At 57.3% G+C, this 15,690-nt stretch carries 13 protein-coding genes and 1 tRNA gene; 5 read left to right on the top strand and 9 right to left on the bottom strand.

The features are described from left to right. The first annotated feature begins 62 nt into the window (after positions 1-62). Positions 63-1,817, top strand: a complete 1,755-nt coding sequence (locus ACFQ14_RS10100) for an alpha/beta fold hydrolase (RefSeq protein WP_377212608.1) — start codon at positions 63-65, stop codon at positions 1,815-1,817. A 4-nt stretch (positions 1,818-1,821) separates the two neighbouring features. Here the strand turns inward: ACFQ14_RS10100 and ACFQ14_RS10105 are convergent. Continuing rightward, positions 1,822-1,898: transfer RNA gene (locus tag ACFQ14_RS10105), tRNA-Arg, on the bottom strand. 121 nt (positions 1,899-2,019) lie between these two features. Further along, positions 2,020-3,135: a L,D-transpeptidase gene (locus tag ACFQ14_RS10110; protein ID WP_377212609.1), complete on the bottom strand. Its 1,116-nt coding sequence runs from the start codon at positions 3,133-3,135 to the stop codon at positions 2,020-2,022. A gap of 273 nt (positions 3,136-3,408) precedes the next feature. Here ACFQ14_RS10110 and ACFQ14_RS10115 point away from each other — a divergent pair, with 273 nt between their 5' ends. Beyond that, entirely contained in the window at positions 3,409-3,906 is a 498-nt protein-coding gene (locus ACFQ14_RS10115; protein WP_377212610.1) for an MmcB family DNA repair protein, read from the top strand. Between the two features lie 20 nt (positions 3,907-3,926). Here ACFQ14_RS10115 and ACFQ14_RS10120 read toward each other — a convergent pair whose 3' ends face one another. The 7 genes from ACFQ14_RS10120 to glpK form a co-directional block, all read right to left on the bottom strand. Further along, positions 3,927-4,484, bottom strand: coding sequence for an ActR/PrrA/RegA family redox response regulator transcription factor (locus tag ACFQ14_RS10120; protein WP_377212611.1), 558 nt, complete (start codon positions 4,482-4,484; stop codon positions 3,927-3,929). A gap of 143 nt (positions 4,485-4,627) precedes the next feature. After that, a complete protein-coding gene (locus tag ACFQ14_RS10125) occupies positions 4,628-5,941 on the bottom strand; it encodes an ActS/PrrB/RegB family redox-sensitive histidine kinase (RefSeq protein ID WP_377212612.1) in 1,314 nt (437 codons plus the stop codon). A gap of 83 nt (positions 5,942-6,024) precedes the next feature. Further along, positions 6,025-8,496: an ATP-dependent helicase HrpB gene (hrpB, locus tag ACFQ14_RS10130; protein ID WP_377212613.1), complete on the bottom strand. Its 2,472-nt coding sequence runs from the start codon at positions 8,494-8,496 to the stop codon at positions 6,025-6,027. 27 nt (positions 8,497-8,523) lie between these two features. Beyond that, the gene (locus ACFQ14_RS10135) at positions 8,524-9,159 is read right to left on the bottom strand and encodes an ATP-binding cassette domain-containing protein (protein ID WP_377212614.1); all 636 of its coding nucleotides are present in this window, start codon (positions 9,157-9,159) and stop codon (positions 8,524-8,526) included. Beyond that, on the bottom strand, positions 9,159-10,844 hold the full coding sequence (locus tag ACFQ14_RS10140) for an ABC transporter permease (protein ID WP_377212615.1): 1,686 nt from the start codon (positions 10,842-10,844) through the stop codon (positions 9,159-9,161). The genes ACFQ14_RS10135 and ACFQ14_RS10140 overlap by 1 nt, the downstream gene beginning before the upstream one ends. Positions 10,845-10,871: 27 nt before the next feature. Further along, positions 10,872-12,107, bottom strand: a complete 1,236-nt coding sequence (locus tag ACFQ14_RS10145; protein ID WP_377212616.1) for an ABC transporter substrate-binding protein — start codon at positions 12,105-12,107, stop codon at positions 10,872-10,874. A 100-nt stretch (positions 12,108-12,207) separates the two neighbouring features. Then, entirely contained in the window at positions 12,208-13,704 is a 1,497-nt protein-coding gene (gene glpK / locus ACFQ14_RS10150; protein ID WP_377212617.1) for a glycerol kinase GlpK, read from the bottom strand. 81 nt (positions 13,705-13,785) lie between these two features. Between glpK and ACFQ14_RS10155 the strand changes: the two genes are divergently transcribed. From ACFQ14_RS10155 to ACFQ14_RS10165, 3 genes are read left to right on the top strand one after another with little or no spacing between them, the layout of a single operon-like run. Further along, positions 13,786-14,556, top strand: coding sequence for an SDR family NAD(P)-dependent oxidoreductase (locus tag ACFQ14_RS10155; RefSeq protein ID WP_377212618.1), 771 nt, complete (start codon positions 13,786-13,788; stop codon positions 14,554-14,556). After that, positions 14,556-15,446: a bifunctional DNA-formamidopyrimidine glycosylase/DNA-(apurinic or apyrimidinic site) lyase gene (gene mutM, locus ACFQ14_RS10160; protein WP_377212619.1), complete on the top strand. Its 891-nt coding sequence runs from the start codon at positions 14,556-14,558 to the stop codon at positions 15,444-15,446. Before ACFQ14_RS10155 ends, mutM begins: the two co-directional genes overlap by 1 nt. Continuing rightward, complete coding sequence (locus ACFQ14_RS10165; protein WP_377212620.1) at positions 15,443-15,688, top strand: hypothetical protein; 246 nt, start codon at positions 15,443-15,445, stop codon at positions 15,686-15,688. The genes mutM and ACFQ14_RS10165 overlap by 4 nt, the downstream gene beginning before the upstream one ends. The last annotated feature ends 2 nt before the right edge of the window (positions 15,689-15,690 follow it).

Genomic DNA, 15,690 nt, shown 5'->3' on the forward strand with positions numbered 1-15,690 from the left:
CCGCTAATTTTGGTGAGTGTGACTTTCATCACATTTCGCGCAGCCGCGTGCAGGGAGGTCTCTTGTCGGAAAAGTCCCAAACAGAATTGGAGCTCGCGAGGGCGATGGAGCGGCTGGTTGATGATCCGCGCAGCTACAACTTGTTTATCGACGCGTGGAACAAGCACGTCGATTCAGAACACGGCGATATCAGCCAATTGGTTGTGAGGCCGCGCGAGGGCGTTCAGTCAAAGGCCGTCGATGCTGTTGCCAGCGAAACGCTGTCCTCTATCGCCTTGCGCGACTCCCAGGACAATTTGCGCGATGATGTGGCATTGCTGCTCAATACATTTCCCCATTCTGCCTATCTCGTGGCCAGCGGCGGACTCATTCACGCGGTCAATGATCTCGCCTTTAAGGAAACGGGCCTGGATGTGGGCGACCGCATTAGCGGTATAGGTTATTCGCTGGAAAAATCCGAGCCGTTGGAAACCGCCATCGAAGCCGCTTTGAAAGAAGCAGACGGAAACGGCAGCGTGCATTTGAAAAGGGCTTTCAAGGACAAGGAAGACAGACCGGTAACGATTGCGTTGATACGGTCAGACTCTCAGACTTCTTCTGAAAAGCGCGCCCTGATGTTTATAATCGACCCTGTTTGGCGGGTTGAGGCGTCCCAGTTGATGAAATCTGCATTCGGATTTTCAGACGCGGAGGCGGACATTGTTGACGGCTTTATGTCCGGCTCGTCGTTGCGCCAAATCGCAGATGCGCGCGAGCGCTCCCACGCCACCGTTCGCACTCAGTTTCAAAATTTACTGGCGAAAGCCGGTGCACGCAGTCAGCTCGATCTCATGCGGGTTGCGCTTGGTCTTTCGCAATTCGTGAAGGAAATAGAACCCATTGCGCGTATTGCCAACCGACCGGAGCGGCGACGTCTCGATGTATTGCGCCCAGACAACCGCAGCGTTGACGTCTTGTTCTATGGTGACCCGCAAGGACTTCCAGTCGTCTTTTTGCACTCTGTTTACTACCGAAGTTTCCCACCCTTTGTAGAGCAGCAATTGCACGATGCCGGGCTGTATTTCATTGCGCCAGGACGTCCTGGTTTCGGTGCAACAACCAAGGCGGCAAAAGGAACATCACGGTTTGAATGTCTCACATCTGATGTGGAAGCTATTCTTGATCAAATGGGAATTGAGAAATGCGTGTTGATCGCGCAGACGGCTTCAACGCCAGCAGCTTTCCATATTTTCAAGCATCTACAGCATCGTATCGACCGCAGGATCGTCATCGCATCGGCTGCGCCAACCACCAGGAAGATCAGTTTTGATGCCAGCCGGGTAAGTTCTGCATGGACCGTGGCCTTAATAAAGGCGTGCAAAGTGTCTCCCCAAATGGCTTATTTGGTGGCCCGTGCGGGCCATCGGCTCATGCTGAGTGCGGGAATGTCCCGCTTTCTGTCCCACCATTATTCCGGCAGTCCGGCAGATCTGGAGGTGATGGCTCTACCGGAAACAATTGCCGAATTTGAGGAAGGCGTTGCTTTCACTTCCAAACAGGGAATTGAAGAAGCGGTTCACGATGTTATCGACTGCTTCGAAAATTGGGATCACCTCATCGAAGAGGCTCCAGGACCAGTCATCATGGCACATGGCGCCACCGACCCTCACTCGCCAATTCAAGTTATCCGATCATTGTGCGAGCTGTTTCCAGATAAGTTGCGTCTCAACGAATTTTCTGATGGCGGTCAAATGCTCATGGCAAGCCACACGCAGCAGATGATTCAGCTCATCAAGACAGGCCAGTTGAACACTGGCTACAAGCAGCAGCTTTCATAGAAAATGGTGCACCCGGAGCGATTCGAACGCCCGACCCCCAGATTCGTAGTCTGGTGCTCTATCCAGCTGAGCTACGGGTGCATGCTGTATCGCAGTGTTGACCGCGACGACGTGTAGGTAAAGCGACTGGCTGGCGATTGCAAGCGATGCTTTATCAGAAAGTGCCGGAAATGCTCCTTTCCGGCATCATCCCAAATTGTTGTTACAGAACGACGACTTTGGTTCCGTTTGGAACCCGCTTATAGAGGTCGATCACGTCTTGGTTCATAAGGCGGATACAGCCAGATGATGCTGCGGTACCAATGGAACTCCACTCAGGTGTGCCATGCAGGCGGTAGAGCGTGTCGACGTTGCCCTGCATCAGATACAACGCACGAGCGCCAAGCGGGTTGGTTGGCCCGCCGGGCATACCGCCATTATCGACACCCCATTTAGCAAGATCGGGACGACGTTCGATCATTTCGGCAGGTGGTGTCCATTTTGGCCACTCCTGCTTCCAGCCGATGTGCGCTTCGCCCGACCATTCAAAACCGGCCTTGCCGACACCGATGCCATAACGCATGGCCTTGCCACCAGGCTGGACGAGATAGAGAAACTTGCCATGCGGATCGACAACCAGCGTGCCCGGTTTGTGGGACGTGCGGTAGTTCACCACTTGCCGGAAATTCCGCTTGTTCATCTTAGAGACGGGGATTGCCGCGACTGGAAAACCGCCATCAACACGGGCTTTGTAATCGCTGATGTTGGCCAGCGCCGGATCAGACAGAGCGAAAAGGCGTCGCGAATTATCAGGCTTATCAGCGTCTTTGCGCTCCAGAGCACGACGGGCATCGGCCCGTTGACTTGCACGCTCAGCTGCCTTGCGATCGCGCTCCGCTTGCGCGAAGCGGCGTTCAGCTTCTCGTTTGTCATTGCGCGCTTTGGTAACGGCACGCTCAGCGCGCTCTTGGCGCCGTTCTGCCCGGCGTAGGCTGCGTTCTGCCCGACGCAAGGAGCGTTTCGCGCTGCGCAGAGCCCGCTTGTCAGCACGAACCGCCTTTTTCGCCGTATCTTTGCGTTTGGTTGAGATATTGCGCTTCAGCCGACGTTCGTTACGGGCAATGTCGCGCTCGAGTTTGGCAACTTCCCGTTTCGCTTGTCGAACTTCACTGCGGGCGCTGCGAACGTCAGCCCGTGCCGCGCTTCGTTTAGCTGAGACGGACGAAATTGATGGACCTGTATAGCCGGAGACTGAGCGGCTGGATGACGAACACCCTGCCGCGAACAGAGCCAAAACAAGGACCAGCGGCGTGAAGACTTTTGAAAAACCGGAAAACATCTTTTAACCCATTATAATAAAGGCGCTTTACAGCCTTAGGACGACATATACGCATTACTTCGCCCGCATCCCCCAATGCGCTTGTGCGAGCTATCTACCAATTTGTGCGTCTGTGAACAAACGAATCATGGGGATTCGAGCTCTGCAAACTCTCAAATCGTTTCAGGTGAGACATTTTTGCACCAACGCTTTTGCAAGCGCGGTTAAGGGTATTTGACACCGCTGATTGATCTGTCACCTTTTGAAATAGGAAGAACAAAAGGAGATTCGGCGGTGCCGATTGTGTCACTTGCTCAAGACAACCCATTTGTCGACGGGCGCCAGTCCGAGCGGGCGCTAGCAGTTCGCACAGGGGTGGAGCGTCATTTAAGCGAGGCCGGATGGGTGACCTTGCCCGAATTAACGCTCAGAACCGGACGTCGCGCGGATCTGGTAGCTTTGTCGCCAAAAGGCGAGGTGATGATTGTTGAGGTGAAGTCTTCGTTGGCTGATCTTAGAGCGGATGCAAAATGGCCAGACTATTTCGATTTTTGCGATCGGCTGTATTTCGCAACCCTGCCGGATGTTCCAATGGACGAATTTCCTGCTGAGGCCGGCTTGATGATTGCTGATGCCTATGGAGCAGAAGAAATTCGGCCATGCGTGGACGCTAAAATGCCAGCCGCACGGCGTAAGGAGGTCCATCTACGTTTTGCTCGCGCCAGTGCCATCCGCCTCGCACGTTGCTGTGCCCATGCAGGATTGGCCGCAGAGCAATTTTCCGACGATTAGGCCCGAGCGCGTTGACTGGATTAGCGGGGCGCACGCTTTGCAAGAATGCGCTGCAATGTGCGGCGGTGCATGTTGAGACGTCTGGCTGTTTCGGACACATTGCGGTCACACAATTCGTAAACGCGCTGAATGTGCTCCCAGCGCACACGGTCTGCCGACATCGGATTTTCCGGCGGTGCAGCCTTGTCGTCGGGGCTTTGCATCAGTGCATTAAGAATGTCGTCGGCATCCGCGGGTTTTGCGAGATAGTCAATCGCACCCAATTTCACTGCCGTCACTGCTGTTGCGATGTTGCCGTAGCCAGTTAGCACGATCACGCGGGTTTGGGCTTGGCGAGCTTGCAGGGCTTCCACCACATCGAGACCATTGCCGTCTTCCAAGCGCATATCGACAACTGCATAGTCGGGCTCGGCCGCCCGAACGGCCGCCATGCCGTCAGCCACTGTTTCCGCCATGGTGACCGCAAAGCCACGGCCTTCCATAGCACGGCCAAGACGTTGCAAAAATGGACGGTCATCGTCCACCAAGAGCAAGGTTGGGGTGTTGGTTAGATCGGCAGGATCGGCAGTTTCCGTCATAGCAGGGTCCGTCGTCTCAAATTGTTCAAATCAATTGGGTCGTTCTATTAACGAGTATGTGGGGAATTTGGTTTCTTAATCAAATAAATGCAGTCAAAAATGCCAACTTGTCGCATATTTGTCCTGCCAACATCCGGCGCGCATCAAGAGTTGATGCCGCGCTCGAAAGCCTCGCGTGGCCAGACGATTGAGACCCGAGCACCACCGTTTTCACTGCCCTTGGCCTGACGGTTCTTGAAAGTTACCGAAGCACCGCTGCGTTCGATGAGCGTCTTGGCGATGAAAAGGCCAAGCCCCAGGCCAGAATCATGCGTGCTGCGGCCTTTCGGGCGGGTGGTTATGAAAGGTTCGCCAATGCGGTTAATGACATCTGGTGAGAATCCGCGGCCATCATCGTCAACAGTGATGGAAATGGAATGCTTATCCCAAGCGGTTGTTACGCGAACATTCTGCAGCGCAAAATCCACCGCATTGTCGATGATATTGCCAAGGCCATAGTGCACGCCGGGGCTGCGCAGCATCAGCGGGCTTGGCTGCTCGCCTTCTTCAATGATGTCGATGGTGACGCCGAAATTACGCAATGGGGCGCAGGTTTCTTCCACCAGCGCCGCAAGGCTCTGGCGCTCAATCATCTCGGCGCCCTCGCTGTTGAGGGACTTCAGCGTCTGCAAGATCTGCCGACACCTCTCCGCCTGTTCGCGCAACAGCGTTGCGTCTTCACGCAGAGGGCTATCGACGGGCAATTCGTGGTGCATTTCTTTTGACACAAGCGCGATGGTTGCCAGCGGAGTGCCGAGCTCGTGAGCCGCAGCGGCCGCTAGTCCATCAAGTGCGTTCAAGTGCTTCTCGCGTTGCAAAATAAGTTCTGTTGCGGAAAGCGCATCCGCCAGTTTTCGTGATTCCTGTGCAACCCGAAAACAATAGATTGCCGTGAAAGCGAGCGTGCAAACCAGAGCGACCCAGAATCCCGCCACATACAGGCGGGGCAGGCGCAGCGGGTCCGCGGTGTCCCAAGGCAGCGGCAGATGGAAAAATGCTAGTAGGCTGACGATACCAACTGCGAGAAACCCGAGCATCACTATGTGGCGACGCAGAAGCGAGGTTGATGACACGACCACCGGCACGATCAGCAAAATCGCAAACGGATTTTGCAAACCGCCTGTCAGGAATAAGAGATTGCCCAATTGCAGCAGATCGAAAGCCAGCAGCATGAACGCGCCTTCACCTGGCAGGCGATGGTTGGCGCGGTAGCGCTTGGCGAGAAACAGGTTCAGCGCTGCCGATAAAGCAACCAGCAGCAGGCAAAGTGCCCATTGCATCGGATAGTTAAAGCCGAAGGCAATCACCAGGACAGCCCCCACTTGTCCGATAATCGCATACCACCGCAAGCGGATCAGTGTATCGAGGCGGATCAAAACCCGCTCCGGCAGGGCGGCTTGTATGGTTTGATCGGGCATATCGGCTTCCGGAGGGTTGGCGTGGTTCTTTGCTACCCGAAACGACATGGCGCTGGCGACATCTAAAGTGCCGCATCGAGCGCCTATTTTCGAGGCTTGGCCCGTTGGGTGGGTTCTGCCTCCAGTGGATTTTCCGGCCAGGGATGTTTGGGATAGCGCCCGCGAAGGTCCGCACGGACATCTGCCCAAGAGCCACGCCAGAAGCCGGGCAGATCGCTGGTAATCTGGATCGGTCGTCCTGCGGGGGAAAGAAGCTCGATCTCCAACGCAAACGTGCCGTCGATGATCGTGGGATGGGCCGTCAGGCCAAACAATTCTTGAGGCCGCACGGCAATGACGGCTTTGGCCGCTGAAAAGATGATCGGAATTTTCGAACCCGTAGGTGCCGTGAAATGCGATGGCAAGATCCGGTCAAGATCCCTCACGGAGCCAAGACCTGAGCGCAGCAGGAGCGCGTTGCTCAACGTCCCGTCCGCCAGCTCCTTCAGCGATGTGCGCCCCGCAATAAAGGGTTCCAGCCATTCGTCTAATTCATCGATCAGAGCGGCTTCACAAAAGCGCTTTGGTGTATCAGCGCCTGTATGGTGCGCTGTCCAAAAGCGCAAGCGCTCTAGCAACGCCCAGTCCGCCTTTTGCCAAGGCAAGGCGTCGAGACCCTGTTCGCGCACTGCATGGATCAAGGCGTCTGTGATATCCTCAGCGGACGGGGAAAAGCCGCGCGGTTTTTCCAGCGGCAGTACGCCGAATTTCCGCACTTCTGCACCCAGCAATTTCCCTTTGCTCCCATCAAACCGAGTGCTTCGAACGGTTGCAATTTCTGCTTCGAAACGGCTCAGCAGGTCTGCTTTTTCAATCGCGGCCGCGGAAACGATCCGGGCCGCACCGGCGCGGCCGATCATGTCTGCCACCACCAGATAATCCTGCGCTGCCAGCGGTTCGATTGCATCAATTTCCGCGCCCCGTCCGTTCGCAAGCGTGTAGCGGATCATGCCGTTTGGGGATTGTCCGCCCCGCTGCGCGACCCGCTCAGAAAAGGCCAGCGCCAATGTCACGCCAACGCTTTCGCTCTCGGCCTGTGCCTTGCCAACTTGAGCGGCCAAGCGTTTGGCGAGCGTTTGCATCTGCTGACTGCGCTTATCGCGGCCTGATTTTACCCTCGCCAAGCGGCTTTCAACATCAACCGCTGCTCCGCCCAAGCCGCGCTCCTGAAGCACCAGGGCGAGCAGCGTGGCCTCTTGGGGATTAGCGCTGGATGCAATCATATGTGCCAGCCGTGGTGGCATGGGCAGGCGCGCCAGCATCCGGCCATGCTCTGTCAAACTTCCTTCAGCCGAAAGCGCGCCGAGCTTTCTCAACAGCGCGGTCGCCTCGTTCCAAGCCGGTGCAGGCGGCGGGTCAAGCCATATCAGTTGTGCGGGATTGGCAACCCCCCAATCGGCCAGCGTAAGCACAAGGTCTGTCAGGTCCGCATTAATGATTTCAGGCGGTGCGGTTTTCGGGAGGGATGCCGTCTGCTGCTCCCGCCAAAGCCGGATAGCCCGTCCCGGCCCCAGCCGCCCGGCGCGCCCGGCCCTTTGCGCGATTGAAGCCTGATCTGACCGCACGGTTTGCAATCGGGTCAGACCTGTGGCCAGTTCGTGGAACGGTAGGCGTGACAGGCCGGAATCGATGACTGTGGTGATGCCGTCGATAGTGAGCGACGTCTCCGCAATGGCGCTCGCCAAAACGACTTTGCGCCGTCCCGATGGGCTTGGCTGAATGGCGGCGTCTTGTTCAGCCGAAGATAAGGCGCCGTAGAGCCGAAGCAAATCTGTATCGTTCGGCAGCGTGTCTTTCAGTACTTCAAACGCGCGTTCGATTTCTCGCTGGCCGGGCAGAAAGCACAAGATGCTGCCGGTATTGGCTTGGACGATTTCCGCTCGAACGGCAGACGCCATTTGCGCCTCTACCGCTTCTTTTACTCGGCCTTCGCGGTAGACGATCTCGACGGGATATTGCCGCCCTGCGCTTTCGATCACTTGCGCATCGATTGTATGCGCCACCTGCCCACCATCCAACGTTGCGGACATGGGAATGAGACGCAGATCTTCGCGCAAGCCCGTTTGCAAATCGAGACACAGCGCGAGCGCCAGATCGCTGTCGAGGCTACGCTCGTGAAATTCGTCAAACAGGATGCAAGCCACGTCTTCCAAGCCCGGATCGGACGCCAACATGCGTGTGAACACGCCCTCGGTGACAACTTCTATTTCGGTCTTTGCGGATATTTTCGTGTCGAACCGGACCCGATAGCCAACCGTTTCGCCCACATTTTCACCAAGCAGGCTGGCCATGCGACTGGCCGCACCTCTGGCTGCCAAGCGGCGCGGTTCCAGCACGATGATCTTGCGCCCCTCCCGCCAAGGAGCGTCCAACAGCGCCAGTGGCACGATGGTTGTCTTGCCCGCTCCCGGTGGAGCGATAAGAACGGCCCGCGATTGCGTCTCCAGCAAGCGCAGTAGATCGCCCAGCTTTTCATGGATGGGAAGGTCTGACACAGATGGTGGAAGTGAGATCATGGGTGTGAATACCGCGATCTGGCGCGTTCAATCCAGTCGAATGATCTCGCCACCGGCGGCGGTGGCATCGGCTTCATCGTGGGTGACCAGCAGCACGGGCAGGTTTTGGCGTGCAGCTTCAGCAAAAACGAAACGCCGAACCTGATCGCGCAAATCTGTATCGAGTTTGGAGAACGGCTCGTCCAGCAACAGCGCTTTGGGGCGCGACAGCAACACCCGCATCAGCGCAACACGTGCTTTTTGACCGCCCGAAAGCGTGGCCGGATCGCGGTCAAAAAAGCCGCTCAGCTCCGCATCCTCCAGCGCTTGTTCGCAGCGCGTCCGGCGTTCAGAACCGTTGACAGTTTGCGGGACGGCAAAGAGCAGATTTTCACCGACCGACATATGCGGGAACAGAAGCGGGTCTTGGAACAGAATACCTGTGCGGCGCTCATGAGCGGGTTTGTGGGTGATCTCCTCGCCATCGAGAAGCACATTGCCTTTGGCCTTGAATGTCGGGTCAAGAAAGCCGCCGATATAGGCAAGCAGCGATGACTTGCCGGAGCCAGATGGACCCATCAGCGTAAGCGTCTGCGACGGGGCGACATGTGCTGATACAGCCAGCAGCGCTTTGCCGTTAAGAGCGATTTCGATATCGCGCAGGACAAGGCCGGGCTCCCCCATTACGACACCCCTTTCATGTCGCTGCGATTGCGGAAAAGGATAGCGGGAATAGCGGCGGCAAGAGCAAATCCAAGAAACGGCAAAATCATCTGCACAAAGGCATAGACGCCAATCACCCGCCGATCACCCCCTGAGGCAAGTGCCACCGCTTCGGTCGTGATGGTGGGAATGCGCCCGGCACCAATCAACAGCGTTGGCAGATACTGTCCGATGGAAACCGCAAATCCCACAGCAGCAGCCACCAGAGCTGGCTTCAGCAGCATCGGAAGCCGCACCCGCCAGAACGTGCGTGTAGGACTTGCCCCAAGCCCGTGCGCCACATTGGCGAAGCGCCTGTCCCAAGCCCGCCAGGGGTCGGAGAGTGACAGGAAAACGTAGGGCAAAACGAAGATGAGATGCACAAAAACAAGCGCGGGCCAAGACGCGTCATAGCCGATAGAGACGAAGAAAATTTGCAGGCCGAACACGAACGAAACCTGCGGCACGATCAGCGGCAGGTAGATGAACAGCAGCGCCCGTGAGCCGCCTGTGCGCCCCGTGCGGGCTTCGCGCTCCAGACAGGCCAGCGTGATGATGATGGCGACAACGGTAGCAATTGCGCCGATCCAGAGCGTATTCGACAGCGGCCCAACCATCGTAAACCAAGCGCGGCCCCAGTTTTGCAGTGTGAAATTGCGCGGTAAGGCATCGGGGAATGCCCAAAACCCCGAAACCGACCAAAGCCCCAAAATAAACAGTCCTGCGAAGATCAAGAATGCGGCGGTGACGATCAAAATTAGGCCGGCGGCGCGCAGCACAGCATCTTTTTGTACGCGTCGGCCCGATTGGCGCTGTGTCCGCATTATGCGAGCGGCAACGCGCTCGCTCACCAGCCAGATTAGAATTGCGGTCACCGTCACGCCCAATTGCAAAACCGCTCCTGCCGACGCAACAAAGCGCAGGGCGATATCCGGGTCGCTCATCCATTGTGTTAAGCGCACGGCCAACGTGGATGGCGTCGATGGCCCCAGAATGATCGCCACGTCCACAACCGAGGTTGCGTAGGCGATGACGGCGATAACGGCGAGGCGGATTTGTCGGTAGACCAGCGGCCATGTCGTGTGAAGGAACGCGGCAAGGCGGCCGTAACCAAACGATTGTGCGATGTGGCGTGATTGGCGTGGCCGAGTTTGTGGAAGGGCGGCCAGTGTGACCAGCAGCAGAAACGGAATTTCCTTGATGATCAAACCCGCCATCATCGACAGGCCATAAGGATCTTGCAGGATCAGCACGTCGGGCGGTCGGGTGGCTCCCGTCGCCCAGGGCGATAGCAGCCGCATGATGTAGCCCGATGGCGCAATCAGAAAGGCCAGTCCGAAGGCCGCCGCCGCATGGGGCACCGAAAGCAGCGGCGAAATGAGATGCTGAACGCGGGCAAAAATGCGCGCACCGAACCAGCCGCTGACAAACAGAATGACAATCGTGAGCGCGATGGCTGTTGTCACCAGCCCTGTTATGAGGCTCAGCGCTGCCGAGCGCCACACGCCCGGCATGGCAAAAAGATCAGCAAAGGGTTTGGTGGAAACCTCTGTGCCGCCCAGCGAAGGCAGATAGCCGAAGGCGGGCAGCAGCGTTGCTGCCAGGCCAAACACAACGGGACCCAGCAGCAGCGCGATCGCAAAAGCGGGCGCGAAACGCAGTATCATCGCTCGCCGCGCCCCATATGCTCCGGTTTAGTTGCCCGCGCCGTAGCGGCGGGTCCATTCTTTCTCGATTTCCGTCATCCAGCTTGGATGCGGCTCCGGCAGCATGGGGCCAAGCTCTTCGGGCTTCAAAGTTGCGATGCCGAGATCAAGAGCGGCGAAGGCGGCACGGTCGGCCTCCGGCAGTTTCGCCATGTTCAGCACGGTTGGATCGCCCCAGAAATTCGGGTCTTGCTTGCGAAGCTGGGCTTCCGGCGACAGCAGGAAATTGGCCAGCAGCAGCGCTCCCGCCTTGGCGTTTGCGTTGTAGGGAATGGCCACGAAATGTGTGTTGCCAAGGGTGCCAACGGGAAAGGTGAACGAGCGGATCGTGTCCGGCAGTTTGTTTTGCTTGATGGAAGAAGACGCCTGCGATGGATTGAAGGCAAAGGTAATGTCCAATTCGCCATCAGCGAGCAATTGCTCCATCGCCGGATAGTTCTTCGGATAAGCCTGCCCCTGACGCCACATATTGGGGTGCAAGTCGTCCAGCACGGCAAATAACGGCGCGGTGACAGCCTCAAACTCTTCCGCCTTCACAGGCTCCAGCAATTTCGACGGGTCCGGTGCCAGCTCGGTGAGCGCTTGCTTCAGAAAGGACGAACCAATGAAATCTGGCGGCGCAGGGTATGAAAAGCGACCCTTATTGGCAGCGGTCCATTTCGCTAATTCGATGACATTTTTCGGCAGATCTTCCGCCTTGGTGCGGGCGCTATCGTAGAAGAAAACCATCTTCGCGCCGCCCCAAGGAGATTCCATGCCATCGGTGGGAATGGTGAAATCCACGGTAATGGTGGGTTTGTTTTCAACGTCGACATATTGCCAGTTTGGCAGCTTTTCGGCCCAACCGGGACCGTAAAGCAGGCCTTCGCTTTTCATAGCGGCAAAGTTTTCGCCATTGATCCAGATCAGATCGACGCGTCCGCCTTCGTCCTTACCAGCCGTCTTCTCTGCCAGTACCGTGGCCACTGCATTGGCTGTATCGTCAAGTTTCACATGTTCGACAGTCACGCCGTAGCGTTCCTTCATCAAACCACCGGCCCACGCGATGTAGTCGTTGATGTTCTGTGCGCCGCCCCATGCGTTCCAGTAAACCGTCTGGCTTTTGGCCGCCTCTTCGACGCTTGCCCAATTGTCGATATCAAACTCCGCCGCTTGTGCTGGGGCGGCGATGAGTGCGGAGGCAAAAAGGGCGGCTTTGAGGGTGCGAAAAGCGAATGTGGTCATAGGAATACCCCGAAAAACAGATTTGGCTGCTTATTCACCTGCAAGTGTCGCAAGGCAAGCGGTGCGGCACTCACAATTACGCAAGCGATTGTGAACGCAACTAGGCTTGAGGCTTCGACAGAGTGCGCTTGACCGCATCTTTCCATCCGGCATACCGCGCTGAGCGGGAGGCTTCATCCATCTGCGGCTCGAAGCGCTTCTCCCGCGCCCACGTCTCGGCAAAACCGTCCTGGTCGGGCCATACGCCAGCCCGGGAACCTGCAAGCCAAGCCGCGCCGAGGGCGGTGGTTTCCAATATCGTCGGGCGGTCTACGGGAGCTGCCAGAATGTCAGCCAGATATTGCATCGTCCAATCGCTCGCCACCATGCCGCCATCCACGCGCAGGATCGTCTCGTCGGAAGCATCCGCCCAATCGGCTTTCATAGCGTCCAACAAATCTCTCGTCTGATAGCAGACCGCTTGAAGCGCCGCGCGGGCAAATTCGTTGGGTCCGGTGTTGCGCGTCATGCCGAAGATTGCGCCCCGCGCATCCGCGTCCCAATAGGGTGCGCCAAGGCCGGTAAATGCTGGCACCAGAATGACCTCTTGTTCATCGTCCGCAGCCTGCGCCATCGCGCCGGATTGTCCTGCATCGTCGATGATTTTCAGCCCATCCCGCAACCATTGCACCGTTGCGCCTGCCATGAAAATCGAACCTTCCAGCGCGTAGGTCGTCTTGCCATTGAGCCGATAGGCGATGGTGGTGAGCATCTTGTTTTTCGAGGTGACCTTGTCACTGCCCGTGTTCAGCAGCGCGAAACATCCTGTCCCGTAGGTGGATTTGAGCATTCCCGGTTTAAAGCAGGCATTACCAATTGTTGCCGCTTGCTGGTCACCCGCCACGCCCAGGACAGGAATTTCCGCACCCAGATGCTCTTTGTCGATAATCCCGAAGTCGGCAGCACAGTCGAGCACTTCCGGCAGCATGGATTGGGGAACGTCAAGCATATCCAGCATGAAATCGTCCCATCTATTCTCGCCGATATTATACATCAGCGTGCGAGCAGCGTTGGTGGCGTCGGTGACGTGCCGTTTGCCGCCCGTCAGCCGCCAGATCAGGAATGTGTCGATGGTGCCAAACATTAGATCGCCCGCTTGCGCGCGTTCGCGGGCACCATCAACGTTCTCCAAAAGCCAGCGGACTTTTGTGCCGGAAAAATACGGGTCGAGCAGCAACCCTGTCCGTGCCGTCACCTCGTTCTCCACGCCCGTTATTTTAGTTTGAGCGCAGAATTCCGACGTGCGCCTGTCTTGCCAAACAATTGCGTTATGGATCGCTTTGCCTGTCTTGCAGTCCCAAACAACGGTCGTTTCGCGCTGGTTGGTGATGCCGATAGCGGCGATGTCTTTTGGCTCAAGCCCTGCCTTGGCGATGGCCTCTCGACAAACGGCGATCACGCCTTCCCAGATCTCTTCAACATCGTGTTCTACCCAGCCGGACTTTGGAAAATGTTGAGAGAATTCGCGCTGCGCTATGGCGGCGATGGTTTGGTCGGCGTTGAACACAATGGCCCGCGATGATGTCGTGCCCTGATCGATGGCGAGAATGGCGCCCATGACAAACTCCGGTGAAACACAAGTTCAGTTAGATCGACAAGCACCATAGGCAAAGCAGTTCGCTTCGCCTAGATAAGAGCCATGAAACCACCTGCTGAAACATCGCAAGACATGGACGGCCGCAAAACGCTGGTACTTACCGGCGCGAGCCGTGGCATTGGCCACGCTGCCGTGCGCCGGTTTTCCGCAGAGGGTTGGCGGGTGCTCACGCTGTCGCGCCAACCGTTTGATGCCAACTGTCCGTGGCCTGAAGGCGCGGCCAACCATGTGCAGGTCGATCTGGCGGATGCTGACAGTCTGGGCCTTGCGGTAGCGGATATCAAAGAGCGGCTGCAGGACGAGGGCGGCAAGCTGCACGCGCTGGTCAACAATGCTGGCATTTCGCCCAAACTGGATGGCGGCAAGCGGCCCAACACGATCAAGACGCCGATGCAGGTCTGGCGGCAGGTGTTTCAGGTGAATTTCTTTGCGCCAATCTTGCTGGCGCGGGGCCTGCTGGAAGAATTGCAGGAAGCCAAAGGCTCCATCGTCAACATCACGTCCATCGCCGGCGGTCGGGTTCACCCCTTTGCGGGCAGCGCCTATGCCACATCAAAAGCCGCACTGGCCTCGCTGACCCGCGAAATGGCGGCGGATTTCGGCCCGCTCGGTATTCGCGTCAACGCCATCGCACCGGGCGAAATTGATACCTCTATATTGTCCCCTGGCACGGAGGGTTTGATACAAGACATCCCGCTGGCGCGGCTGGGCAGCACGATGGAAGTGGCGGATGCGGTCTTTTATCTGTGCTCCGATCAGGCCAGCTATGTGAACGGCGCCGAACTTCACGTGAACGGCGGCCAGCACGTCTGATGCCTGAACTGCCGGAAGTAGAGACCGTCCGCCGCGGCCTTGCGCCTGTGATGGAAGGCGCAACGGTCGAACGGCTGGAACTGCGCCGCCCCGATCTGCGGTTTCCTTTTGCCCCCGATTTCGAACGCATCGTGTCCGGCAGCCAGATCGTCTCGATGGGCCGCCGGGCCAAATATCTGCTGGCAGACTTGGCCAGCGGCGATGTCATTATAATGCATCTGGGCATGTCCGGCTCGTTTAGAACCGAACAAGATGATGGTGAAACCATCCCCGGCACGTTTCATCACGAGCGGTCGCGGTTGGAAGCCCATGACCATGTTGTTTTCCATCTTAAAGAGGCATCCGGCGGCACGGCGCGAGTGATCTACAACGACCCCCGCCGTTTCGGTTTCATGCTTATGACGCGCCGCGATGCGCTGGATGAACACCCGACGTTTAAGGGCATGGGCGTGGAGCCTGTCGGCAACGCGCTCAGCGCCAACATTCTGGCTGCTCAAATGGCTGGTAAGAAAGCGCCTCTGAAAGCCGCTTTGCTCGATCAACGGGTTATCGCTGGACTGGGCAATATATATGTGTGCGAAGCTCTGTGGCGGGCGAAACTCTCACCCAAGCGCGAAGCGCGGACGCTGGTGACCAAAAATGGTCGTCCGACCGAACGGCTGGAACGGCTGACTGTTCATATAAGAGAAGTCATCGCTTCGGCCATCGAGGCAGGAGGCTCATCGCTGCGCGATCATGCCCAGACAGATGGCTCGCTCGGTTATTTCCAACACACGTTCAACGCCTATGACCGCGAAGGCCAGCCCTGCGCCCACGGATGCGGCAGCAACATCAAGCGCATTGTTCAATCGGGGCGATCGACATTCTATTGTGGAGCTTGCCAAAGGTGACGATGCACCGACGCTCGAAGGAACTCGGTACGGTTGTGCGCTCCATTAATGAGGACGGTGGCGCGCTGTGTGTCGATCTGTTCCAACGATCTGACGGCACTTTCGGTTATGAGGAATATCGCCACGATGTTGAAACGGGCGAGGGCTGGTTTCCCATCGGCTTTTATTACGAGACAAAGTTTGAAACACTTGATGCTGCTTTGGAGGCTGCCCACGCTTCCGTAAAATGGCTGCACAGATGAAA

Origin of the sequence: Pseudahrensia aquimaris (genome assembly GCF_042676045.1) — a bacterium.
Taxonomy (GTDB): Bacteria; Pseudomonadota; Alphaproteobacteria; order Rhizobiales; family Rhizobiaceae; genus Pseudahrensia; species Pseudahrensia aquimaris.